The sequence below is a fragment of the Streptomyces sp. NPDC002640 genome (assembly GCF_053592575.1).
The window spans coordinates 269,613-292,880 of the sequence record NZ_JBSFVZ010000007.1; the positions used below are offsets into that span (position 1 = coordinate 269,613).

20 protein-coding genes are annotated in these 23,268 nt (G+C 71.4%); 3 read left to right on the forward strand and 17 right to left on the reverse strand.

The genetic code is table 11. The annotated features are described in order from the left end of the window. Positions 1 to 7: 7 nt before the first annotated feature. From ACWD3O_RS12585 to ACWD3O_RS12605, 5 genes are all read right to left on the reverse strand, one after another. On the reverse strand, positions 8 to 961 hold the full coding sequence (locus tag ACWD3O_RS12585; RefSeq protein ID WP_451415816.1) for a helix-turn-helix transcriptional regulator: 954 nt from the start codon (positions 959 to 961) through the stop codon (positions 8 to 10). 165 nt (positions 962 to 1,126) lie between these two features. Further along, the gene (locus ACWD3O_RS12590; RefSeq protein WP_356138089.1) at positions 1,127 to 1,498 is read right to left on the reverse strand and encodes an FKBP-type peptidyl-prolyl cis-trans isomerase; all 372 of its coding nucleotides are present in this window, start codon (positions 1,496 to 1,498) and stop codon (positions 1,127 to 1,129) included. Between the two features lie 61 nt (positions 1,499 to 1,559). Continuing rightward, complete coding sequence (locus tag ACWD3O_RS12595; RefSeq protein WP_451415817.1) at positions 1,560 to 2,561, reverse strand: FKBP-type peptidyl-prolyl cis-trans isomerase; 1,002 nt, start codon at positions 2,559 to 2,561, stop codon at positions 1,560 to 1,562. 144 nt (positions 2,562 to 2,705) lie between these two features. After that, positions 2,706 to 4,067 carry a Pup--protein ligase gene (pafA, locus tag ACWD3O_RS12600; protein ID WP_451415818.1) on the reverse strand — a complete coding sequence of 454 codons (1,362 nt, stop codon included), beginning with the start codon at positions 4,065 to 4,067 and terminating at the stop codon, positions 2,706 to 2,708. Positions 4,068 to 4,076: 9 nt separating this feature from the next. Beyond that, a complete protein-coding gene (locus ACWD3O_RS12605; protein WP_451411078.1) occupies positions 4,077 to 5,342 on the reverse strand; it encodes an MFS transporter in 1,266 nt (421 codons plus the stop codon). A gap of 97 nt (positions 5,343 to 5,439) precedes the next feature. On the opposite strand from ACWD3O_RS12605, the gene ACWD3O_RS12610 reads away from it, so the two are divergent. Then, on the forward strand, positions 5,440 to 6,459 hold the full coding sequence (locus ACWD3O_RS12610) for a LacI family DNA-binding transcriptional regulator (protein WP_451415819.1): 1,020 nt from the start codon (positions 5,440 to 5,442) through the stop codon (positions 6,457 to 6,459). A gap of 204 nt (positions 6,460 to 6,663) precedes the next feature. Here the strand turns inward: ACWD3O_RS12610 and prcA are convergent, their stop codons facing one another. The 8 genes from prcA to ACWD3O_RS12650 form a co-directional block, all read right to left on the reverse strand. Next, on the reverse strand, positions 6,664 to 7,449 hold the full coding sequence (gene prcA, locus ACWD3O_RS12615; RefSeq protein WP_451415820.1) for a proteasome subunit alpha: 786 nt from the start codon (positions 7,447 to 7,449) through the stop codon (positions 6,664 to 6,666). Positions 7,450 to 7,537: 88 nt separating this feature from the next. After that, on the reverse strand, positions 7,538 to 8,386 hold the full coding sequence (gene prcB / locus ACWD3O_RS12620) for a proteasome subunit beta (RefSeq protein WP_451414336.1): 849 nt from the start codon (positions 8,384 to 8,386) through the stop codon (positions 7,538 to 7,540). Between the two features lie 202 nt (positions 8,387 to 8,588). Then, positions 8,589 to 8,807, reverse strand: coding sequence for a ubiquitin-like protein Pup (locus ACWD3O_RS12625; protein ID WP_382558816.1), 219 nt, complete (start codon positions 8,805 to 8,807; stop codon positions 8,589 to 8,591). 148 nt (positions 8,808 to 8,955) lie between these two features. After that, positions 8,956 to 10,470: a depupylase/deamidase Dop gene (gene dop / locus ACWD3O_RS12630; RefSeq protein WP_451414335.1), complete on the reverse strand. Its 1,515-nt coding sequence runs from the start codon at positions 10,468 to 10,470 to the stop codon at positions 8,956 to 8,958. A gap of 250 nt (positions 10,471 to 10,720) precedes the next feature. Further along, complete coding sequence (gene arc / locus ACWD3O_RS12635; protein WP_451414257.1) at positions 10,721 to 12,487, reverse strand: proteasome ATPase; 1,767 nt, start codon at positions 12,485 to 12,487, stop codon at positions 10,721 to 10,723. Between the two features lie 249 nt (positions 12,488 to 12,736). After that, positions 12,737 to 13,333 (reverse strand): hypothetical protein, encoded by a 597-nt coding sequence (locus ACWD3O_RS12640; RefSeq protein ID WP_451415821.1) that lies wholly within the window; start codon positions 13,331 to 13,333, stop codon positions 12,737 to 12,739. Positions 13,334 to 13,593: 260 nt separating this feature from the next. Then, complete coding sequence (locus ACWD3O_RS12645) at positions 13,594 to 14,493, reverse strand: tRNA (adenine-N1)-methyltransferase (RefSeq protein WP_151774704.1); 900 nt, start codon at positions 14,491 to 14,493, stop codon at positions 13,594 to 13,596. Positions 14,494 to 14,561: 68 nt separating this feature from the next. Then, positions 14,562 to 16,223: a site-2 protease family protein gene (locus ACWD3O_RS12650; protein ID WP_451415822.1), complete on the reverse strand. Its 1,662-nt coding sequence runs from the start codon at positions 16,221 to 16,223 to the stop codon at positions 14,562 to 14,564. A 192-nt stretch (positions 16,224 to 16,415) separates the two neighbouring features. Here ACWD3O_RS12650 and ACWD3O_RS12655 point away from each other — a divergent pair, with 192 nt between their 5' ends. After that, complete coding sequence (locus tag ACWD3O_RS12655; protein WP_451415823.1) at positions 16,416 to 17,342, forward strand: RecB family exonuclease; 927 nt, start codon at positions 16,416 to 16,418, stop codon at positions 17,340 to 17,342. A gap of 55 nt (positions 17,343 to 17,397) precedes the next feature. Continuing rightward, on the forward strand, positions 17,398 to 18,069 hold the full coding sequence (locus tag ACWD3O_RS12660; protein WP_451414253.1) for a response regulator: 672 nt from the start codon (positions 17,398 to 17,400) through the stop codon (positions 18,067 to 18,069). Positions 18,070 to 18,157: 88 nt separating this feature from the next. Here the strand turns inward: ACWD3O_RS12660 and ACWD3O_RS12665 are convergent, their stop codons facing one another. The 4 genes from ACWD3O_RS12665 to ACWD3O_RS12680 form a co-directional block, all read right to left on the reverse strand. After that, complete coding sequence (locus ACWD3O_RS12665) at positions 18,158 to 19,747, reverse strand: ABC transporter substrate-binding protein (RefSeq protein WP_451415824.1); 1,590 nt, start codon at positions 19,745 to 19,747, stop codon at positions 18,158 to 18,160. Positions 19,748 to 19,863: 116 nt separating this feature from the next. Next, a complete protein-coding gene (locus ACWD3O_RS12670) occupies positions 19,864 to 21,471 on the reverse strand; it encodes an ABC transporter substrate-binding protein (protein WP_451415825.1) in 1,608 nt (535 codons plus the stop codon). Positions 21,472 to 21,944: 473 nt separating this feature from the next. Continuing rightward, the gene (locus ACWD3O_RS12675) at positions 21,945 to 22,643 is read right to left on the reverse strand and encodes an HAD family hydrolase (protein ID WP_451414250.1); all 699 of its coding nucleotides are present in this window, start codon (positions 22,641 to 22,643) and stop codon (positions 21,945 to 21,947) included. A 157-nt stretch (positions 22,644 to 22,800) separates the two neighbouring features. Continuing rightward, positions 22,801 to 23,268: vitamin B12 dependent-methionine synthase activation domain-containing protein (locus ACWD3O_RS12680; protein WP_451415826.1), on the reverse strand; the 468-nt coding region annotated here is incomplete at its 5' end.

The window sequence follows — 23,268 nt, forward strand, 5'->3', positions numbered from 1 at the left end:
TTCCCCCTCAGCCCTTGGCCACGGCGCGCAGCCGGTCGATCACGTCGGCCCGCAGTTCGGCCGGCTCCAGTGCCACCACGTCGGGTCCGAACTCGACGAGCAGGGCGTCGAGGCCGTGGCCGTACGGGATCTCCACCTCGTCCCAGCCGTCGCCGAGCGGGCGGACGGCGGTGGCGCGGGCGCGCAGCGGGTAGCCGCAGCCGGCGCGGAGCCGGATCAGGGCGGACCGGTCGGCGCTCTCGCCGGCCCAGCAGGCGACGGTCTCGCGGATGCCGACCACGTCGGGGACCTCGGCGGTGAAGGCGCCCGCGCGGGCGCGGACCTTGCCGGTGATGCGGGAGAGCCGGAAGACCCGCTCGGCGCCGCGGTCTCGGTCCCAGCCGGCCAGGTACCAGTGCCCGCGCCAGCACTCCAGCGCCCAGGGCTCGACCTGACGGGTCTCGGGGGCGGCGGCGGTGGCCTTGCGGTAGTCGAAGACGACCGGACGGCGGTCGCGGCAGGCCAGCATCAGCGGCTCGAACGCGGCCTCGTGGACCGGGATGCGCGGCTCGAGGGCGCCGTGGGCCGCGTAGGGGTCGACGTCCTCGGGCAGTCCGGCCGCGCGCAGCTTCTGCAGGGCGCCGCTGGCCGCGCCGGCCAGCCGGGCCTGCTGCCACACGCTGGCGGCCAGGCCCAGGGCGGCGGCTTCCTCGGCGTCCAGGGTGATGGGCGGCAGCTGGTTGGAGTCGTGGCGGGCGAGGTAGCCGATCTCGCCGTCGAGGTTCTCGACGGTCTCGATGACCAGCCCGAGTTCCCGCAGGTCGTCCTTGTCCCGCTCGAACATGCGGTTGAACGCCTCGTCGGTGGAGGCCTCCATGTAGGCCTCCAGGGAGGCGCGGAGCTCCCGCTTGCTGAGCGGCCGCCGGGTGCCCAGCAGGCACAGTGCCAGGTTCATCAGCCGCTCTGCCTTGGCAATCGCCATCGACGCCCTACGCCCTCTCCCTCACACACTTCCGACGGACGACCGTACCGTTTCGGGGGGCCGGGGGGAAAGCCGAGGGGTCCGCGCCCGGACCGGGCGCGGACCCCTGAAAGCCCACTGTGATCGTTTCCGATCACTCGTCGACCGTGGCGGGACGACTCGAGATCAGACGGCGACCAGGTCGCAGACGAAGATCAGCGTCTCGTTGGGGCCGATGGCGCGGCCGGCGCCCCGCTCCCCGTAGGCGAGGTGCGGCGGGATGATCAGCTGGCGGCGGCCGCCGACCTTCATGCCCTGCACGCCCTTGTCCCAGCCGCTGATGACCTGGCCGACACCGAGCTGGAAGCGCAGCGGGGTGCCGCGGTTCCAGGACGAGTCGAACTCCTCGCCGGACGAGAAGGACACGCCGACGTAGTGGACGGAGACGACGTCGCCGGCCTTGGCCTCCGGGCCGTCGCCCTCCCAGATGTCCTTGATCTCGAGGTCCGCCGGCGGCTCGCCACCCGGGAAGTCGACCTCGGGCTTCTCGATGCTCACGAAACTTCTCTCCTGCTGATGGACGACACGATGCAACGGGAGCAGTCTCCCATCCCGGACGTCACATGGTCGCCAGCAGGTCCACGGTGAAGACGAGCGTCGAGTCCTTCTTGATCGGGCTGCCCTCCGGCGGGGTGTCGCCGTAGCCGAGGTCCGGCGGGATCACGATCAGGACGCGGCTGCCGACCTTCTTGCCGGCCAGTCCCTGCGCCCAGCCCGGGACGACCTGCTGGAGCGAGAACGAGGTGAGCGCGCCGCGGCCGTAGGTGGAGTCGAACTCCTTGCCGTCCGCCCAGAGCACACCCTTGTACTGCACCAGGACGGTGGCGTCCTCGGCGACCTCCGGTCCGTCGCCCTCGAGGACGTACTCGGAGACCAGCTTCTTCGGCGCCGCGCCCTTGGGGATCTCGACCGAGGGGGCCTTGCCGTCGGTGTTGGTGCCGACCTTGGGGAGCGCCGCGTCGGACTGCGCGACCTTGCTGCCGTCGGCGGAGCTGCGGGCGTTGAAGGTGTTCTCGATGTCGATCACGAACACCAGGGTGTCGTCGCCCTTGATGCCGGCCTGCGCGTTGCCCTGCTCGCCGTAGCCCCAGGTGGGCGGGATCGCCATCATCACGCGGCTGCCGGCCTTCTTGCCCGCCAGCCCGTAGCGCCAGCCGTCGATGATCTGGCCCTGGGCGAGCTGGATCACGATGGGGCTCTTGCGGTCGTAGGAGTTGTCGAAGACCTTCGCGGTCTCCCAGTTCTGCCCCAAGTACTGGGCCTGGACGAAGTCGTTCTCGGCGACCGTGCGTCCGTTGCCGGCGATCACCGTGCGCACCGCCAGGTCCTTCGACGGCGATCCGGAGCCCTTGGCCACCGTCGGCTTCTCCCCGAACGCGGTTCCGCCGGTGATCTCCGGGAGCGGGCCGTCGACGATCTTCGGCGGCGGCGGGGCGGAGGCGGACGACTCCGGGGACGGCTTGGTGCTGGCCTCCGCCTCCTTGTCCGACGAGTCGGAGCCACAGGCGGAGAGGGTGGCCAGTCCGGCGGGAACAGCCAGGAGGAGTGAGCGTCGGCGCACGATGGGGGCCTCTATCGGTCGATCTTCGAGTTGGCGTCCCGCGTCACTCTACGGGTTCCCCGCCTCACCGCTCCCGTACGTGCGGACGGGGGTTCCGGATGCTCTCCGGAACCCCGTGCGCCGTGCCGCGGCCCTGCCGGCCGGCTACATCCCGGCGATCAGCTTCTCCACCCGGTCGTCGACCGAACGGAACGGGTCCTTGCACAGGACCGTGCGCTGGGCCTGGTCGTTGAGCTTGAGGTGGACCCAGTCGACCGTGAAGTCGCGGCGCTGTTCCTGGGCCCGCTTGATGAAGTCGCCGCGCAGCCGGGCCCGCGTGGTCTGCGGCGGCACCGACTTGCCCTCGAAGATCTTGACGTCGTTGCAGATCCGCTTGGCCTGGCCCTTCTTCTCCAGCAGGTAGTAGAGGCCGCGGCGGCGGTGGATGTCGTGGTAGGCGAGGTCTATCTGGGCGACCCGCGGGTTCGACATGGTCATGTTGTGCTTGGCGCGGTAGCGCTCCAGCAGCTTGTACTTGATCACCCAGTCGATCTCGGTGCCGACCTTGTCGAGGTCCTCCGTCTCGATGGCGTCCAGGGTGCGGCCCCAGAGCTCGAGCACCTGCTCGACGACGCCGGTGCGGATGCCGCGCCGGTCGACGAACTCGCAGGCCTTCTCGTAGTACTCGCGCTGCACCTCCAGCGCCGAGGCCTCCCGGCCGCTGGCCAGGCGCACCTTGCGGAGGCCGGTGATGTCGTGGCTGACCTCGCGGATGGCCCGGATCGGATTCTCCAGGGTGAGGTCGCGCATCACCGTGCCGGCCTCGATCATGCGCAGCACCAGGTCGGTGGCCCCGACCTTGAGCAGCATGGTCGTCTCCGACATGTTGGAGTCGCCCACGATCACGTGCAGGCGGCGGTAGCGCTCGGCGTCCGCGTGCGGCTCGTCGCGGGTGTTGATGATGGGCCGCGAGCGGGTGGTCGCCGAGGAGACGCCCTCCCAGATGTGCTCGGCCCGCTGGCTGACGCAGTACACCGCGCCGCGGGGGGTCTGGAGGACCTTGCCCGCCCCGCACAGCAGCTGCCGCGTGACCAGGAAGGGGATCAGGATGTCCGCCAGCCGGGAGAACTCGCCGTGCCGGGCCACCAGATAGTTCTCGTGGCAGCCGTACGAGTTCCCCGCCGAGTCGGTGTTGTTCTTGAAGAGGTAGACGTCGCCCGCGATCCCCTCCTCGTGCAGGCGGCGTTCCGCGTCGACGAGAAGACCTTCCAGAATGCGCTCGCCGGCCTTGTCGTGGGTGACGAGCTCCGTCACGTTGTCGCATTCGGGTGTGGCGTATTCCGGATGCGATCCCACGTCGAGATAGAGGCGGGCGCCGTTTCGCAGAAACACATTGCTGCTGCGGCCCCATGACACGACACGCCGGAAGAGGTACCGCGCCACCTCGTCAGGCGACAGACGGCGCTGTCCCCTGAACGTGCACGTGACGCCGTACTCGTTCTCCAGCCCGAAAATTCGGCGGTCCATGTCTGAACATTACGCCCGATCCCCCGAGCTGAAACGGGGTTCGACGGTCCGATTCGGATCATTTTCCGAAGCGGCGGCGACTCTCCCGAGATTCCGGGGCTTCGCCAGCGCGCCCCGGGAGGCGAGCAGCACCAGCAGGGAGACCGCTCCGGCGGCGGCCGGGACGGCGAATCCGGCCCGGGTCCCGAAGAGCTCCAGCACCGGGCCGGCGACGCCGGTGCCCACCGACTGGCCCACGGTGAAGGTGGTCACCAGCCAGGAGAACGCCTCGGTGACCGTGCCGCGGGGGGCGTGCCGGTCCACCAGGACGAAGGCGCAGGCGATGGTGGGCGCCAGGAACACGCCGGCGAGGGCGGCCAGCAGGGTCATCGGCGCCGGCCCCGGCATCAGGACGAGCGGGGCGTAGCCGACGGCCAGCAGGGCGACCAGGATCTTCAGCCGCCGCTCGGGGGCTCCCGCCCACTCACGGGCGCCGTAGAAGCCGCCGCCGATCAGGGCGCCGAAGCCGAGGGCCGCGAGCAGGAGGGCGTAGACCGCGTCGCTGTCGTCGCCGCTGCGGTCGGCGTAGGCGGCGGCGGCGACCGTGATGGAGCCGAGCGCGATGCCCACGAAGAAGAGCGCGCCCAGCAGGACCAGCAGTCCCCCGGAGCGCAGCGCCCCCAGCCAGTGCGCCTCGCGGGGCGCCGAGCGCCAGGCTCTGGAGGGCTGCGAGACGACCACGGAGAGGGCGCCGAGCACGCCGATCACGTTGAGCGCCAGCAGCGCGGCCATCGGCGACCAGACGGCGATGAACAGCGAGACCAGCAGCGGGCCCACCGTGAACATCACCTCCTGGGCCACGGCGTCCATGGCGTAGGCGGTGTGGATCTGGTCCTCGCGGCGCAGGACGGAGGGCCACAGGGCGCGCAGTCCGCCCTCCAGCGGCGGGGTGAACAGACCGGCGGCGGCGGTGGCCAGGTAGGCGACGGGCAGGGGGTCCAGGCCGGTGAAGGCGAAGACGGCCATCCCCGCGGCGGCCAGCACGGCGGCGGGCAACTGCACCCGCGGCTGCCCGTGGAGATCGACCAGGCGGCCCAGCACCGGCTGGCCGACGGCGTTGGCGACGCCGTACACCGCGGCCAGCGCTCCGGCCAGGCTGTAGGAACCGCCCTCGGCCCGGACGAACAGGACGATGGCGATCGCCGACGTGGCGTTGGGCAGTCGGCCCACCAGCGTTCCCGCCAGGAGGCGCGCGGCATGCCGGGCCTTGAGGATCTCCAGGTACCGCGACAGCATGCAACGCCCTCCGTTTTACGTATAACGTGAACGTCATACGTAGCATGTCCGACGACTCGCAGTCCAGACGAGCCCCGACCCGGAGAAGCGCGCGACCATGCCCCCATCAGGCAAGACCCGCCCCACCAGCAAGGACGTGGCCCGCGCGGCCGGCGTCTCGCAGGCCTCCGTCTCACTCGTCCTGGGCGGCAAATGGCACGGCCGGATCTCCGAGCCCACCGCGGAGCGGGTGCGGGAGGCCGCCCGCACCCTCGGCTACCGGCCCAACCTGGCGGCGAGGAACCTGCGCACCGGCCGCACCCGCACGGTCCTCCTGGTGGTCCCCTCGCTGACCACGCACTTCTTCGCCGGGGTGCACACCGGTGCCGCCCGGGTCGCCGCGACGCACGGCTTCTCGATCGTGCTCTACCCCTCACCGGCGGGCGTCGGCCCGGCCCGGGACCCCTTCGCCTCGGCGCCGGCCGCGCTGGACGGGGTGCTGGCCTCGTCGATGGCCGCGCGGGCGTTGACCGTGCTGCGCGGCGACCGGCTTCCGCTGGTGATGCTGGACAGCGAGCCCGGCGCCACCCCGGGCACCGCCACCGTCAACCTGGACATCGCGGACGGCGTCCGCCAGGTGGCCGACCACCTGCTGGGCCTCGGCCACCGCCGGTTCCTGCACCTGCGGGCGGACGTGCCCTCGTGGACCTTCGCCCAGCGGGCCCGGGCGCTGGAGGACCGGCTGGCGGCGGTGGCGGACACCGCGCTGGTCACCGCCGCCTCCGGTATGACCCCGGAGCACGGCCGCGCCGCCGTGGAGGCCGCCCTGCGCGCGCCGGGCCCCCGCCCGACGGCCGTGGTCTGCGACGACGACATGCTCGCGGTGGGCGCCTACAAGGCGGCCCGCGGCCTGGGGCTGCGGGTGCCCCGGGACCTGTCGGTCACCGGGGTGGACGACCAGATCCTCGCGCTGGCCCTGGAGCCGGAGCTCACCACCGTCCGCCTGGACGCGGAGCTGACCGGGGAGCGCGGCATGGAGGCGCTGCTGTCGGTGATCGACGGCCGTGCGCCGGTCACCCGGGACATCCCGGTCGACCTGGTCGTCAGGGGCTCGACCGCTCCCCCGCCCGCCCCCTGACACCGGCCGCCCGCCGCCCGGACCCGGCCCGCTCGGGGCCCGGACACGACGGTGCCGCGTGCGCACGGCGAGGGCCGTGGGCACGCGGCACGGAACCGGTGCTGGAGGTCGGTACTCGGAGTTGGTACTCGGAGTCGGTGTACGGAGTCGGTGTTCCGACGGCCGGGTGCTCGGGCGGCCCCGTGCTCCGGCCGGCCGGACCGGTCAGCTCTCGGCGGAGTCCGCCGGCCCCTCCGACTTCGCCGGCCCCTCGGGCTTATCGGGCTCGGCGGCCGTGGCCCCGCCCTCGCCGCCGTCCACCAGGAGGCGCTCCAGGCGCGGCCCGGTGATCCGGCGGAACTTCCGCCGCTGCGGCCGGGTGCGGTCCAGGACCGCCACCTCCAGGCGCTCCGCGGGGATCTCCCGCTCGGAGCCGCTGGTGTCGCGGGAGAGCGCCTGCACGGCCAGCTTGAGGGCCTCGCCGAGGGTCATGCCCTCGCGGTGGCGCTGGTCGAGGTAGGAGCTGATCTGCTCGGCGTTGCCGCCGACCGCGACCGAGCCGTGCTCGTCCACGATGGAGCCGTCGTGCGGCAGCCGGTAGATCTGGTCGCCCTCGGGGGTCTCCCCCACCTCGGCCACCACCAGCTCGACCTCGTAGGGCTTCTCCCCCGCGCTGGAGAAGATGGTGCCCAGCGTCTGCGCGTACACGTTGGCCAGGCCGCGCGCGGTGACGTCGCCCCGGTCGTAGGTGTAGCCGCGCAGGTCCGCGTAACGCACGCCGCCGATGCGGAGGTTCTCGTACTCGTTGTACTTGCCCGCCGCGGCGAAGCCGATGCGGTCGTAGATCTCGCTGAACTTGTGCAGCGCGCGGGACGGGTTCTCACCGACGAAGACGATGCCGTCGGCGTACTGCAGCACGACCAGGGAGCGGCCGCGCGCGATGCCCTTGCGGGCGTATTCCGCCCGGTCCGCCATCGCCTGCTGGGGTGAGACATAGAACGGCGTCGACACCGGTTATCCGTCCCTTTCCGTGGATTCCGTCGAAGGGTTGGTAGAGGTCACAGGGATCGTCCTGAGGGTCCGTGAGGGCGACGCGCCGTCAGAGCAGCGCCGCGCGCGGGCCGTCGGGCTCCTCGAGCCGGCGGTCCAGGACCGAGCGGGCGATCCCCGACGACTGCGTGTCCGTCAGCCGGCGGAATCCGTCCTCGGTGATCACGGTGACGATCGGGAAGATCCGGCGCGCCATGTCCGGGCCGCCCGTCGCCGAGTCGTCGTCGGCCGCGTCGTACAGGGCCTGGACGACCAGGGTGGTCGCCTGCTCCTCCGTCAGGTCCTCGCGGTAGAGCTTCTTCATCGAGCCACGGGCGAACAGCGAGCCGGAGCCCGTGGCCGCGAAGCCCTGGTGCTCCTCGGAGCGGCCGCCGGTGACGTCGTAGGAGAAGATGCGGCCCCGGCCGGCGTCCAGGTCGTAGCCGGCGAACAGCGGCACGACCGCCAGGCCCTGCATGGCCATCGCCAGGTTGGAGCGGATCATCGTCGACAGCCGGTTGGCCTTGCCCTCGAGGGAGAGCTGGGCGCCCTCGACCTTCTCGAAGTGCTCCAGCTCGAGCTGGAACAGCTTCACCATCTCCACGGCCAGACCGGCCGTGCCCGCGATGCCCACCGCGGAGTACTCGTCGGCCGGGAACACCTTCTCGATGTCGCGCTGGGCGATCACGTTGCCCATGGTGGCCCGCCGGTCACCCGCCAGGACCACGCCGCCCGGGAACGTCACCGCCACGATGGTGGTGCCGTGCGGGGCCTCGACGACGCCCTGCATCGGCGGCAGCTGCCGCTTGCCGGGCAGCAGGTCCGGCTGGTGCCCCGCCAGGAAGTCCATGAAGGAGGAGGATCCCGGAGTCAGGAAGGCGGCCGGCAGTCGCCCCGTGTCACGAGTGTTGGCTTCCACGCATTTCCTTCCGAAGAACACGGCTTCCGCGCCGCCGTCGCATCCGACCTGCGCGGTTCGAGCAAGCTGAAGCACAGTTGGTTGTGCCACGGACCCTACCCGCACTCAGGCGATGATCCACCTTCGAACACCGGAGCACGGGGGCCGCCGGAGGGCAGCCCCCGTGCTCGGCACTGCGCCTTCGCTTCGAAGGCCCTGAGGCCTACTGGCCGCCCTTCTGCACGAAGGAACGCACGAACTCCTCGGCATTCGACTCGAGCACGTCGTCGATCTCGTCCAGGACGGAGTCGACGTCGTCGCTCAGCGCCTCCTGCCGTTCCTTCAGGTCCTCGCTCGCCTGCGCCTCCTGCGCCTGCTCGTCGACCTCCTCGGTCGACCGCGTGGCCTTCTGCTGTCCGCCGCCGGTGTCCTTGGTCGCCATAACCCTCACCCCGCTCGGTTCGACGTTCTCGATCAGACCCTACAAGCAGGGTCCGACATCGACCCCACAGTTCCCTCACACGGGGAAACCATCCCGATGATTCCCCTTCACGACCGGTCCCACCCCGAAAGCGGGGGTGGAAGATCGCTCAGTTGTTGCCGCTCAGCACCTTGACCAGTTCCTCCGCCGTCCGGCACCGGTCGAGCAGTTCCTTGACGTGCGCCCGGGTACCCCGCAGGGGCTCCAGCGTGGGCACCCGCTGGAGCGAGTCCCGGCCGGGGAGGTCGAAGATCACCGAGTCCCAGGAGGCGGCGGCCACGTCGTCCGCGTACTGCTCCAGGCAGCGGCCGCGGAAGTAGGCCCGGGTGTCCTCCGGAGGCTGCGTGACGGCCCTGAGCACCTCCTGCTCGTCGAGCAGCCGCTTCATCCGCCCCCGGGCCGCCAGGCGGTTGTAGAGGCCCTTGTCGGGCCGCACGTCGGCGTACTGCAGGTCGACCAGGTGGAGCCGCGGGGCGTCCCAGTCCAGGGAGTCCCGGCGCCGGTAGCCCTCCATGAGCTCCCGCTTGGCCACCCAGTCCAGCTCGCCGGCCAGGCTCATGGGGTCGTTCTCCAGGCGGCCCAGGACGTCCTCCCACCGGGCGAGCACGTCCTTGGTCTGGTCGTCGGCGTCGACGCCCAGGCGCTCCTCGACGTACTTGCGGGCCAGCTCGTAGTACTCCATCTGCAGTTGCACCGCGGTGAGCTTCCGGCCGCTGCGGAGCGTGACCAGCCGCTTGAGCGTCGGGTCGTGGGAGACCTGGTGCAGGGTGCGCACCGGCTGGTCCACGGCCAGGTCGACGGCGATGAAACCGTCCTCGATCATGGACAGGACCAGGGAGGTGGTGCCCAGCTTGAGGTAGGTCGAGATCTCGGAGAGGTTGGCGTCGCCGATGATCACGTGCAGGCGGCGGTACTTCTCCGCGTCCGCGTGCGGTTCGTCGCGGGTGTTGATGATGGGCCGCTTCAGGGTGGTCTCGAGGCCCACCTCGACCTCGAAGTAGTCCGCCCGCTGGCTCAGCTGGAAGCCGTGCTCGTTGCCGTCCTGGCCGATGCCGACGCGGCCGGCGCCGGCGAAGACCTGCCGGGAGACGAAGAAGGGCGTCAGGTGGCGCACGATGTCCGAGAAGGCGGTCTCCCGCTTCATCAGGTAGTTCTCGTGCGTCCCGTAGGAGGCGCCCTTGTTGTCGGTGTTGTTCTTGTAGAGGTGGATGGGCTGCGCGCCGGGCAGCTGGGCGGCCCGCTCGGCGGCCTCGGCCATGATCCGCTCGCCGGCCTTGTCCCAGAGCACCGCGTCCCGCGGGTTGGTGACCTCGGGGGCGCTGTACTCCGGGTGGGCGTGGTCCACGTAGAGGCGGGCGCCGTTGGTCAGGATCACGTTGGCGAGGCCGATGTCCTCGTCGGTGAGCTGGCTGGAGTCGGCGACCTCGCGCGCCAGGTCGAAGCCGCGCGCGTCCCGCAGCGGGTTCTCCTCCTCGAAGTCCCAGCGGGCCCGGCGGGCCCGGTGCATCGCCGCCGCGTAGGCGTTGACGATCTGGGACGAGGTGAGCATGGCATTGGCGTTGGGGTGGCCGGGAACGGAGATCCCGTACTCCGTCTCGATCCCCATCACTCGCCGTACGGTCATGCGGCCCTCCTTGCCCGGCGGCGCCCTCGGTCGGGGGCGGCCCTCAAGTCCCACCCGTGCTCCGGCGCAGGTGCGTGCCCGTTCCGGTCTGCCCGCGGCGGCGGAGCGGCGGTACTGCAGAGCCTAGAACGCCACGGCGCCGACGGGGAGATCATTCGCCTCTTTGCCGCTCCCGCGCGCCCGTACGGGCGGGTGGGAGTAAGAGGCGGCCGCGGGTGCCTCGCAGGCACCCGCGGCCGCCCCCTCGTGGTTACAGGTACTGACCGGTGTTGGCCACCGTGTCGATGGACCGTCCGGTGTCCGCGCCCTGCTTCCCGGTGATCAGGGTGCGGATGTACACGATCCGCTCGCCCTTCTTGCCGGAGATCCGGGCCCAGTCGTCCGGGTTGGTCGTGTTGGGCAGGTCCTCGTTCTCCTTGAACTCGTCCACGCACGCCTGGAGGAGGTGGGAGACCCGCAGACCGCGCTGGCTGTGGTCGAGGAAGTCCTTGATCGCCATCTTCTTGGCCCGGCCCACGATGTTCTCGATCATGGCGCCGGAGTTGAAGTCCTTGAAGTACAGGACCTCCTTGTCACCGTTGGCGTAGGTGACCTCCAGGAAGCGGTTCTCCTCGGACTCCGCGTACATGTGCTCGACCGCGGACTGGATCATGTTCTGGACCGTGGCCGCCCGGTCGCCGCCGTGCTCGGACAGGTCGTCCGCGTGGAGCGGCAGGCGCTCGGTGAGGTACTTGCCGAAGATGTCCTTGGCCGCCTCGGCGTCCGGACGCTCGATCTTGATCTTCACGTCGAGCCGGCCGGGGCGCAGGATGGCCGGGTCGATCATGTCCTCGCGGTTCGAGGCGCCGATCACGACCACGTTCTGCAGGCCCTCCACGCCGTCGATCTCGGCGAGGAGCTGCGGGACGATGGTGTTCTCGACGTCCGAGCTCACGCCGGAGCCACGGGTGCGGAAGAGGGACTCCATCTCGTCGAAGAAGACGATGACGGGCGTGCCCTCGCTGGCCTTCTCCCGGGCCCGCTGGAAGACCAGGCGGATCTGCCGCTCGGTCTCGCCGACGTACTTGTTGAGGAGCTCGGGACCCTTGATGTTGAGGAAGAAGCTCTTGCCCGCCGCCTGGCCGGTGACCTCGGCGACCTTCTTGGCCAGCGAGTTGGCGACGGCCTTGGCGATGAGCGTCTTGCCGCAGCCGGGCGGGCCGTAGAGCAGGACGCCCTTGGGCGGGCGCAGCTCGTGCTCCTTGAAGAGGTCCGGGTACAGGTAGGGGAGCTCGACCGCGTCCCGGATGGCCTCGATCTGGCCGCCGAGGCCGCCGATCTGCTCGTACCCGATGTCGGGCACCTCTTCGAGGACCAGTTCCTCGACCTCGCTCTTGGGCACGACCTCGTAGACGTACCCGGAGCGGGGTTCGAGCAGCAGGGCGTCGCCGGCCCTGATGGTGACGTCGAGGAGCGGTTCGGCGAGCCGGACCACCTTCTCCTCGTCGGTGTGCCCGGTCACCAGGGCGCGCTCGCCGTCCTCCAGGACCTCCTTGAGGGTGACGATCTCGCCGACGCGCTCGAACTGCATGGCCTCGACCACGTTGAGCGCCTCGTTGAGCATCACCTCCTGGCCGCGCCGGAGCTCGTCCAGGTCGATGCTGGGGCTGACGTTCACCCGGAGCTTGCGGCCGCCGGTGAAGATGTCGGCGGTGCCGTCCTCGTTCGCCGCGAGGAACACTCCGAATCCGGCCGGCGGCTGCGCGAGCCGGTCGACCTCCTCCTTGAGGGCCACGATCTGGTCGCGGGCCTCGCGGAGTGTGCCGGCCAGCCGCTCGTTCTGCGCGGACACGCCGGCCAGATTGGTCTGCAACTCGACGATCCGCTCTTCGAGAAGCCTCGTGTGCCGCGGAGAGTCGGCGAGCTTGCGTCGCAGGACGGCGATCTCCTGCTCAAGGTAGGCGATCTGCCCGGCCGGGTCCTCGGACCCTCGACCCGGGCGGATGCCGCGGTTCATGTCGTCGTCGTGGGCTGCCACGGTCCTCACCTCCTCCAAGGGGAGCTGGACGCTTCCAGACCCTACCTGGGCGGGTGTCGATTGAAACCCTAGATCACAAAGACCGTCGGAGTGTGTCCGATCTTCACCCTTGCGCTCTCCCTCACTGCCAGGGAGATACCCAAGGAACGTGAATCGAAAGCAGTGAACATCACGACGACCGGCCGGACGGAGCGGCGGGCGGCCCCGGGGCGGCCCGTGAGGTGACCGGGCGGCAGCGGTACGCCCTGCTCAGACCTGTTCGGTGACCTCGGGGGAACCGCGGTGGAACGCGCCGTCGGCCCAGCGCCAGTTGACGTCCTCCTCGACGTCCGGGCAGCAACTGGGCACGTCCTGCGAGGAGTACCCGAGCACGGTGGCCTCGACCTGCCCGTCGCGCACCGCCAGCTCGGTGACGTTGCGGCGTTCCTTCGGCCCGACCAGGGTGGCGACCACCCGGGGCTCGCCGGTGTCCCCCGCGCGGGTGATGACGTACACGGCGTCGGGCGGTGTGCCCATGGCGCTGTCGCAGTGGACGGCGGCGACCGTCTCGGGGTTGCCGTCGCCGTCGAGGTCGCCGGCGCTCTGCCGGGCCACCACCGGTTCGGCGATGTCGCCGCAGTCCAGCGGCAGCCGCGCGGCGGCCGGGTCGGGGGCCGGGCGGGCGGGGGCGGCCGGAGCGGCGGAGGCGGCCTTGTCGTCCCGGGGCGGCGCCGCGGTGGCGTGGCCGGGCTGCACCAGGGAGGACAGGGCCATCACGCCGGCGACGGCGGTGGCCGTGGCGAGCCAGTGGATCGGGCGGGGGGAGGCGTGCGCGTGCGCCAGTTCCGGGACGTCGGGGTGCTGCACGAGTGGGTGTCTCCCGTGGAGGGACGGTGCCGGTGGGTTGTCCAGCATCGTGCCACACGTCACACGGCCGGGGAACCGCGGGGTCCGGGTGTGCGCGGACCGTTCACGGGGCGTACACCGCGTGCGGACGGCGCCGCGCGGCAGGTCACGCCCGCCAACAGCGAGGCGCACCGGCCGGGTTGCCGTGCGGTGCGCGGCAACCCGGCCGGTGCGCCGGGGAGTTGCGGGGGCGTGCGCACGGGCGCGCACGCCGGACGGCCCTAGCGGGAGCCGCCGTCGGCGTTGGGGCCGGCGTAGTCCTCGCCGTAGGCGCCCTTGGCGGGGCGGCGGCGGCGCATGGGCGGCTCGACGCCGTCCGCGAGGCGGCGGGCGGTGAGCAGGAAGCCGGTGTGGCCGATCATCCGGTGGTCCGGGCGGACCGCGAGGCCCTCGATGTGCCAGTTGCGGATCATCGACTCCCACGCCGTCGGCTCGTTGAAGCAGCCCATCTCACGGATGGACTCGACGGTGCGGGCGAGCTGCGTGGTGGTGGCCACGTAGCAGCAGAGGATGCCGCCGGGAACGAGCGCCTTGGAGACGGCCTCCAGGCACTCCCAGGGGGCGAGCATGTCGAGGATGACCCGGTCGACCTCGGTGTCGCTGAGGTTGTCCTGGAGGTCGCCCACGGTGAGCTGCCAGGCGGGGTGCTCGCCGCCGAAGTAGCGCTCGACGTTCTGCTTCGCGATCTCGGCGAAGTCCTCGCGGCGCTCGTAGGAGTGGAGCATGCCCTGGTCGCCGATGGCGCGCAGCAGGAAGGAGCTGAGCGATCCGGAGCCCACGCCGGCCTCCACGACGCGCGCGCCGGGGAAGATGTCGGCGAAGGCCAGGATCTGCCCCGCGTCCTTGGGGTAGACCACGGCTGCGCCGCGGGGCATGGACAGGACGTAGTCGGGGAGCAGGGGGCGCAGCGCCAGGTAGGCGACGTTCCCCGTGGTGCGGACAACGCTTCCCTCGGGGGCGCCGATCAGCTCGTCGTGCGGGAAGGAACCCTTGTGGGTGTGGAAGTTCTTTCCCGCTTCCAGCGTGAACGTGTAGTGGCGGCCCTTGGGGTCGGTCAGCTGAACCTGGTCCCCGACCTTGAAGGGCCCGCGCCTGCGGGCGGCACCGGTCGGTTCGGACATGTGACCAGCCTACCGGTCCGCGGAGGGTGTCCCGACCGGCGGACCGGGCGGCGGAGCCGGCGGCGCTCTCAGCGGCGGCGGGCCATGGCCTTCACGAACGCCTGCTCGACGTCGGCGGCGGACAGCACGCCGTAGATCTCGCCGGTCTCCTCGACCACCAGGTACTCGGTGGCGGGGTGGGCGCGCAGCGCGTCGAGGAGTTCCTCGCCGTCCAGCTCGGCGGAGACCCGCATGCCCTCGGTCAGGTCGGTGGCCAGGCCGGAGACCGCGACCCAGGGGCGCCGGTGCTCGGGCACGCCCGCGATGCCGGTCTCGCGGACCAGGGAGACGGGCACGCCCGCGGCGTCCACCACGACCAGGGCGCGGGCGCCGGCCGCGTTGGCGCGGCGCAGCGCCTCCGAGACGGGGGTGTCGGGCTGCACGGGCACGGCCCGGCGGGTGAGGGTGCGGGCGCGCAGCTCGGGCAGGCGCTCGCGGAGGCGGGCCATGCGGAGGCTGTTGCCCGCGCCGGTCCACATGATCGCCGCGACGATGGCGGCGAGCAGCGCGTCCAGGACGGTGTCCATGCCGTCGGTCTCGGCTTCGCCGACGGCGCCGGAGCGGGTGAGCAGCGGGAAGCCGATCAGGACGGCGAGGGCCAGGGCGCGGCCGACCCAGGCGGCGACGACGGTGCCGGCCATGGGCCTGCCGGTGATCTTCCAGACCACGGCGCGGAGCATCCGGCCGCCGTCCAGGGGGAGGCCGGGGAGCAGGTTGAAGGCGGCGACGATCAGGTTGGAGATCATCAGCCCGGCCAGCAGCACGCCGGGCACGGTGCCGGGCTCCACGGCGAACAGGGACAGGTAGAAGACGCCGGCCAGCACCAGGGAGAGCAGCGGGCCGACGAAGGCCAGCACGAACTCGCGGCCGGGGGTCTCCGACTCCTTGCCGATGTCGGAGAAACCGCCGAAGAACTGGAGCTGGATGCGGCGCACCGGCAGCTTGAAGCGGAGCGCGGCGACGGTGTGGGCGAGTTCGTGGACCAGCACGGACGCGTAGAGGGCCACGGCGAAGAAGAGCGAGACCAGGTAGCGGGCGGCACCGAGGTCGGGGAGGATGCGTTCGAGCTGGTTGCCGAAGACCCAGGTGATCAGCGCGGCGACCAGGAACCAGCTCGGCGACACGTACACCGGAACGCCGAAGGGGCGCCCCATCAGCAGGCCGCTGCGGGGCTCCTTCTCCCGGTCGTCCTGCTTCCGGCCGGGGCCGTCGTGTCCCTGCGCGAGGGTCCGCCCGGAGGGCGTCTCCCGCACGTCCTTCGGCCCTGGCGCGGGCCCGCCCGCGCCCGCGGTGGACCGTTCCTGCCCCTCCGGCCGCGAGGGCGCCCGCCCGGCCTCCGCCCCACCGGTGTCGCGGGGCTCCTCGGCGGCCCGAGCCTCGGCGGAGGAGGGGTCCGACTCGGCGGAGGGCTGCGGCGCGGCGGAGGGGTCCGGCGCGGCGGAGGGCTGCGGCGCGGAGGAGGGGTCCGACTCGGCGGCGGGCTGCGGCGCGGCGGAGGGGTCCGGCGCGGCGGAGGGCTGCGGCGCGGCGGACGGATCCGGCGCGGCGGAGGGCTGCGGCGCGGCGGAGGGCTGCGGCTCGGCGGACGGATCCGGCGCGGCGGAGGGCTGCGGCGTGGCGGAGGGGTCGGGCGGGGTGGGCGTGGCGTCGTCGTCGGGTCGCGGATCCTCGCTCGCGCCGCTCTGCACCACGCCGGTTGTCCCCTCGTCCGAAAAGCGTTCGTCCTCCACGCGCCCGCGTGCGGTGGAGCGACCCGAGGTCGATGGTATGCGGCGTGACCCGCATCGCACGCCTTGGCACCCCCCTGAGCCTTTCCCGCTGTGACGGTGCCCATGTCCCCTTCGGTCCCGGGCTGTCGGCACGGGGCCGTAAGGTCTGATGGCATGGAGACCAGCACCGCCGCCCCGACCCCGGCCGCCGAGGCCGCGACGGACACCCCGACGAAGGCGGCGGCGGACGCCCCCGCCGCACCGGCCTCGCCGCCGAGGTCGCTGTCTCCGTCGCGCGCGTCGGACTTCATGCGCTGTCCGCTGCTCTACCGCTTCCGGGTGATCGACCGGCTGCCCGAGAAGCCCAGCGAGGCGGCCACCCGCGGCACGCTGGTGCACGCGGTGCTGGAGCGCCTCTTCGATTCCCCCGCCGCCGAGCGGACCGCGCCACGTGCCCGTGACCTGCTGCCCGGCCAGTGGGAGCGGTTGCGCGACAGCCGTCCGGAGGTGGCGGAGCTCTTCACCGACGACCCGGAGGGCACGCGTCTGGCCGGCTGGCTGGCGGAGGCGGAGCGCCTGGTCGAGCGCTGGTTCACGCTGGAGGATCCGACCCTTCTGGAGCCCGTGGAGCGCGAGTTCACCGTCGAGACGGAGCTCGACTCCGGGCTGCGGCTGCGCGGCATCATCGACCGGGTCGACGTCGCGCCCACCGGCGAGGTCAGGATCGTCGACTACAAGACCGGCAAGGCCCCCCGCCCGCAGTACGCGGAGGAGGCCCTGTTCCAGATGAAGTTCTACGCGCTGGTGGTGTGGCGGCTGAAGCGGGTGCTGCCGCGCCGCCTGCAGCTGGTGTACCTCGGCAGCGGCGACGTGGTGACGTACGACCCGGTCCCCGCGGACCTGCAGCGGGTGGAGCGCAAGCTGCTGGCGCTGTGGGAGGCGATCGAGCAGGCCACGGCCACGGGCGACTGGCGTCCCCGGCCGAGCCGGCTCTGCGACTGGTGCGACCACCGGTCCCGCTGCCCGGAGTTCGGGGGCACTCCCCCGCCGTATCCGCTGCCGGTCACCCTGCCCGTGCCCGCGCGGCGCACGGCAGAATGAGACGGGCCGGCCGCCGGGGTCCGTGTCGCCGGTTTTCGAGCGAGGGAGAAGTCACGTGGCGATCCGCGTCCTGCTGGTGGACGACCAGCCTCTGCTGCGCACCGGTTTCCGGATGATTCTGGAGGCGGAGCAGGACATCGCCGTGGTCGGCGAGGCCGGCGACGGCCGGCAGGCCGTGGAGCAGGTCCGCGCGTTGCAGCCGGACGTGGTCCTGATGGACATCCGCATGCCGCGGATGGACGGTGTGGAGGCGACCCGCCGGATCACCGGCCCGGAGCGCGACGGCCCGGCCAAGGTGCTGGTGCTGACCACCTTCGACCTGGACGAGTACGTGGTGGAGGCGCTGCGCGCCGGTGCCAGCGGCTTCCTCCTGAAGGACGCCCCGGCCCACGAGCTGGTGCAGGCGATCCGCGTGGTGGCCGCCGGGGAGGCGATGCTGGCGCCGAGCATCACCCGGCGGCTGCTGGACAAGTACGCCACCCACCTGCCCTCGGGCGAGGAGACGGTGCCGGACGCCCTGCGCACGCTGACCGAGCGTGAGGTCGAGGTGCTGAAGCTGGTGGCGCGGGGGCTGTCCAACGCGGAGATCGCCGCGGACCTGTTCGTCGGCGAGACCACCGTGAAGACGCACGTCGGCCATGTCCTGACCAAGCTGGGGCTGCGCGACCGGGTGCAGGCGGCGGTGTACGCGTACGAGAGCGGCCTGGTGCGCCCCGGCGGGCAGTGACACGCCGCCTCCCGTCCGGTGGGCGTACGACGGCGCCCCCATCCGATGCCGGGTGGGGGCGCCGTCCTGTTGCCCGAGGGTCCCGGGATCAGCCGGTGCCCTTGCTGATCTCCCAGAAGCGGAAGACCGTGGAGGCGTCGAGGCACTTCTCGAGGCCGTACACGCCGTCACGGACGACGGCGTACTGCTTGGCCTGCCAGAGCGGCAGCATCGGCAGCTCGTCGGCGACGATGTCCTGCAGCCGCTCGTAGTCGCGGGAGGCGGCGGAACGTTCCCGCTGGGCGGCGGTGGCCGGGATCAGTTCCTCGGTGATGGTCTTGTTCTCGTAGTTGTTGCCGAGGACGTTGCCCTCGCCGAAGAACGGACCGGTGAAGTTCTCCGGGTCCGGGTAGTCCGGCACCCAGCCCTTGACGTAGACGCCGTACTTGCCGGCGGCGATGTCCTTCTCGTACTGCGCGAACTTGACCGACTTCACCTGGGCGTCGAACAGGCCGCTGTCGTTGAGCTGCTTGGCGATCGCCTCGAACTCCAGGTCCGTCGCCGGGCCGTAGCGGTCCGGGGTGGACCAGAGGGTGAGCTTCACCTTGCTGGTGATGCCCGCCTCGGTGAGCGCCTGCTGCGCGGCGGACTTGGAGGGCTTGGCGCCGTAGGTGTCGAAGAAGGCCGTGTTGTGGCCGGCGATGCCTGCGGGGACGATCGAGTACAGCGGCGTGGCGGTCTGCTCGTAGACCTCCTCGATCAGCGCCTCGCGGTCCAGCAGGTAGGCGATGGCCTTGCGGACGCCCACGTTGCCGACGACCGGGTCCTTGACGTTGAAGACCAGGTGCTGGACCTCGGCGCTGGAGCCCTCGAGGACCGAGATGTCCTCGTCGCCGGTGCTGTTCTCCTCGATCTCGGCGATGTCGCCGGCGGCGAGGCCACGGTAGGCGACGTCGACCTCGCCCTCGGACAGCGCCTGCTTCAGGGCGGTGCGGTCGCCGCCGAAGAGCTTGAGGGTGACGCCCGCGTTGCGGGTCTCGGCGGTGCCCTGGTAGCCCTCGTTGAGGGAGAACACCGCCTCCTCCTCGTCGAACGAGTCCAGGCGGTAGGGGCCGGAGCCGATCGCCTTGCCGTCCTCACGCAGCTTGTCGGCCGGGTACTCGCCCCGCGGCACGATCGAGCCGGCACCCGAGGCGATCTTGCTCGGGAAGGTCGCGTCGGGGAACTTCAGCTGGAAGACGACGGTCTTCTCGTCCGGCGTCTCGACCTTGTCCAGCGAGCTGAACATGACGGCGGGACCGGACGGGTCGTCGATCTTCAGCATGCGCTCGAAGGTGAACTTCACGTCCTCGGACGTGAACGGGTCGCCGTTGCTGAACTCCAGGCCGTCGCGGAGGGTGCACCGGAAGACCTTGGTCTGTGCGTCGGTGAAGTGGCACTCCTCCGCCGCCTCGGGCTCCGGCTCGACGGCGCCCCGCGGGAAGGAGAGCAGCGACTGGAAGACGTTGTTGAACAGCAGCCAGGAACCCGGGTCGTAGCCGGAGGCGGGGTCGGTGGCGAGCACGTCGTCGGTCATGCCGACGACCACAGTGGAGTCGGCGCTCTCCGCCGACTCCTCCCCGGTGCCACAGCCGGCGAGCAGACCTGCGCCCAGCGCGGCGAGCGCGGGCAGTACCGGCCACCGATGATGTCTCTTCACGTGATGTGCCTTGTCCTGCGTTCGTGACGGAAGCCGGGCTCGGCCGAGCCAGGCGGCGGTGTGGGGGGGAGGGGGGACGCGACCCGCCGGCCCCTGCAGGGGCCGGCGGGAGTCGGTCATTCGGAGCCGACGCCTCGGCTCAGCTCCCAGAGCTGGAGCGTGGAGGAGGAGTTGAGCGCGTAGGCGGTACCGGTGACGTCGTCGCGGGCGGCGACGTACTGCTTGCCCTGCCACAGCGGCAGCACCGGGACGTCCTCGGCGACGACGTCCTGGATGGCGGTCAGGCTGCGCGAGGCGTCGGTCCGGTCGGGCTCGCGCCGCGACTCGGGGATGAGCACCTGCTGCACCCGGCCGTTGGAGTAGGGGGAGCCGAGGAAGTTCTTCTTGTCGAGGAACGGGGCCAGGTAGTTGTCGGCGTCCGGGAAGTCCGGGAACCAGCCCATGCCCCAGACCTCGTAGGAGCCCTTCATCGACGCCGGGCGGAACTCCTTCCACGGCGCGCCCTGGGGGGCACCCACATCGAACAGCCCGCTGTCGTTGAGCTGCTCGGCCAGGATCTCGAACTCCTTGGCGGTGGCGGAGCCGTAGTGGTCGAGCGTGTAGTGGAGGTCCAGCGGCACCGGGGTGCTGATGCCGGCCCGGGAGAGGATGCGGGCGGCCTTGGAGACGCTGGGCTCGCCGTACTTGTTGAAGAAGGAGTTGGAGTGCCCGGTCAGGGTGGCCGGCACCAGCGAGTACAGCGGCTCGGACTGGGCGCCGTACACCTTGGCCACCAGCTCGTCCCGGTTCACGATCTGCGCGATCGCCTGGCGGACGGCCTTGTTCTGCACGGCGGGGGCGTCGGTGTCGAAGGCCAGGTAGCGGATGTCCAGGCCGGACATCTCGACCAGCTCGACGCCGTCGTCCGGCGTGACGTCCAGCTTCTCGACCTGCTCGGGCGTCATCGTCCGCGACATCACGTCGATGCCGCCGTCGGACAGGGCCGCGCCCATCGCGTCGGCGTCGGCGAAGCTGACCAGCTCCGCCTTCTCGTTGCCCACCTCGAGGGAGCCCCGGTACTCCGGGTTCCGGGTGAACACGGCCTTCTTCAGGGCGCCGTCCGCCACCTCCGCCTCGAAGGCGTAGGGGCCCGAGCCGTGCACGCCGAAGCCCTCGAGGAGCTTGTCCTCCGGGTACTCGTCGGGGTCGACGACGGCCGCGACGGGCGTGGAGAGCTTGTACGGGAACGTGGCATCGGCGGAGTTGAGGTGGAAGACCACCTCGCGCTCGCCCCGGGTCTCCACCGTGTCCACGGTGGAGAGGAGTCCGGCGACGCCGCTGTCCGCGTCGATGCGCAGGACCCGCTCGACGGAGTACTTCACGTCGTCCGCGGTGACGGGGTCTCCGTCGGCGAAGGTCAGGCCCTTGCGCAGGGTGCAGGAGTAGCGCTCGTTGCCCGTGTCGGTGAAGCGGCAGCTCTCGGCGGCCTCGGGCTGGGGCTCGCCGCCGCCGCGGGGCTGGACCAGGAGGGTCTGCAGCGACTGGCGCAGGATGTTCCAGGAGCCGACGTCGTACGCGTACGCGGGGTCGAGCGGGGCGGGAGCCTCCGGCGAGGCGGCGACCTGGTCCGTGGTGCCGACTCTGATCGGTGCGCCGTCCGAACCGCCGTCGGATCCGCCGCAGGCGGCGATCAGCGGAGCGACCAGGCCGATCACGGCCGGCAGCACCAGAGTCTTGCGGTTCATGCGCGGACGTCTCCAGGCTGTCGTTTTCCGCGGACCCGCCGGCCTGAGGGTGGTGCGCGTCGGGTCGCGGGAGCGAAGGAATGTTTCTCGCGGCCGACATTAGCCGCCGTCGCCGGGATGCCCCGCGCCGACCGCAACTGATTTGCCGTCACGCTTCGGAACCGGCCGTGGACACAGCGGCAACGGCGCCGGGGAAGGATTCGTGCGGCATTTCCCCAAACCGGGCACAAGGACCCCTCCCGCGAGGGCCCTTTGAGAGTCCGTGAGTGGATCTTCCCTGGTCCCGAACCCTACGGACGTGGCGAAGGTCACAGGAATGAACGGCGGAAAAGAATGCCGGAATCCGGCCGGAGTGCTTGACCGGCACGATCTCCCGGACTTTCTCGTATTGCCGGAAGCACGGTGAGTAATTACCCGGCCGTACGCCGTGAACAATTCGTGAACGGGCTGCGCCAAATTCGTGGGAGCGCGCCTCAGGGGCGGTGGATCAGCGACCTCAGGAAACGGAGATCGACCTCTTCCAGCGACTTCACCACGGTGCGCCCCGGCGCGGGCCGCAGGGAGGCCACGGAGGGCACGGCGACGACCCGGCATCCCGCCGCCTCGGCGGCCGCCACCCCGGTGGCGGTGTCCTCGACGACCGCGCACCGGGTGGGGTCGGCGTCCAGTCCGGCCGCGGCCCGCAGGTACGGGTCGGGGTGCGGCTTGGTGCGCGGCACCTCGTCACCGGCCACGGTGAGGCGGAAGTGGTGGGCGCCCAGCGCGGTCAGCACCCGGTCGATGATCCGCCGGTGCGAGGCGGAGACCAGCGCGGTGGGGACGTCGTGGGCGTGGAGCTCGGCCAGCAGGCGGGCGGCGCCCGGCATGAGCGGCAGGTGCTCCTCGATCCGCGCCTCGAACCCCTCGTTGAGCAGGACGGAGAGCTCGTCCAGCGTGATGTCCGCACCCGTCGCCTGGATCAGGAATCCGGCGCTGCGGCTCATCGGTCCGCCGACGACCACGTGCTGCCACGAGTCCTCCAGCCGGTGGCCCAGCGACGCGAAGACCTCCTTCTCCACGTCCCACCAGAAGCCCTCGGTGTCCACCAGGGTGCCGTCCATGTCGAGAAGTACCGCCTGGAGACCCGATTCCTCGGCCGTCCGGGTCGTCGTGGCGGGGACCGTACTGGTCATCCGTGGAGACCTCCTTCGACAGGGCGTGAAACGCGTACCGGGGCCGACAGGCCGGTCGCCCTCCCGGGGGAGAACGACCGGCCTGCGACGGATCGACCAGTGTACGACCGGTTCGCGCCGATCGCCCGTCGAAAACGGGCGCGTGGCCGTAGGCGGCTCAGCGGGCGTTGAAGTACTTCGCCTCGGGGTGGTGGATGACGATGGCGTCGGTGGACTGCTCCGGGTGGAGCTGGAACTCCTCGGAGAGGTGCACGCCGATGCGCTCGGGCCGCAGCAGTTCGGCGATCTTGGCCCGGTCCTCCAGGTCGGGGCAGGCGCCGTAGCCCAGCGAGAAGCGGGCGCCGCGGTACTTCAGCTCGAACATCCCGCTCATCTCGTCGGGGTCCTCGCCGGCGTGGCCGAGTTCGGAGCGGACGCGGGCGTGCCAGTACTCGGCCAGGGCCTCGGCGAGCTGCACGGACAGGCCGTGGAGTTCGAGGTACTCGCGGTAGGAGTCGGCCGCGAAGAGGCGGGCGGTCTCCTCGCCGATGCGGGAGCCGACGGTGACGACCTGGAGGCCGACCACGTCGGTCTCGCCGGAGTCCTGCGGGCGGAAGAAGTCGGCGAGGCAGAGCCGGCGGCCGCG

Coding starts and splice junctions, on each gene's coding strand:
- ACWD3O_RS12585 (WP_451415816.1), bottom strand. CDS start 961: ATGGCGATTGCCAAGGCAGAGCGGCTGATGAACCTGGCACTGTGCCTG.
- pafA (WP_451415818.1), bottom strand. CDS start 4,067: ATGGACCGCCGAATTTTCGGGCTGGAGAACGAGTACGGCGTCACGTGC.
- ACWD3O_RS12605 (WP_451411078.1), bottom strand. CDS start 5,342: ATGCTGTCGCGGTACCTGGAGATCCTCAAGGCCCGGCATGCCGCGCGC.
- ACWD3O_RS12610 (WP_451415819.1), top strand. CDS start 5,440: ATGCCCCCATCAGGCAAGACCCGCCCCACCAGCAAGGACGTGGCCCGC.
- ACWD3O_RS12625 (WP_382558816.1), bottom strand. CDS start 8,807: ATGGCGACCAAGGACACCGGCGGCGGACAGCAGAAGGCCACGCGGTCG.
- dop (WP_451414335.1), bottom strand. CDS start 10,470: ATGACCGTACGGCGAGTGATGGGGATCGAGACGGAGTACGGGATCTCC.
- ACWD3O_RS12645 (WP_151774704.1), bottom strand. CDS start 14,493: ATGTCCGAACCGACCGGTGCCGCCCGCAGGCGCGGGCCCTTCAAGGTC.
- ACWD3O_RS12655 (WP_451415823.1), top strand. CDS start 16,416: ATGGAGACCAGCACCGCCGCCCCGACCCCGGCCGCCGAGGCCGCGACG.
- ACWD3O_RS12670 (WP_451415825.1), bottom strand. CDS start 21,471: ATGAACCGCAAGACTCTGGTGCTGCCGGCCGTGATCGGCCTGGTCGCT.
- ACWD3O_RS12675 (WP_451414250.1), bottom strand. CDS start 22,643: ATGACCAGTACGGTCCCCGCCACGACGACCCGGACGGCCGAGGAATCG.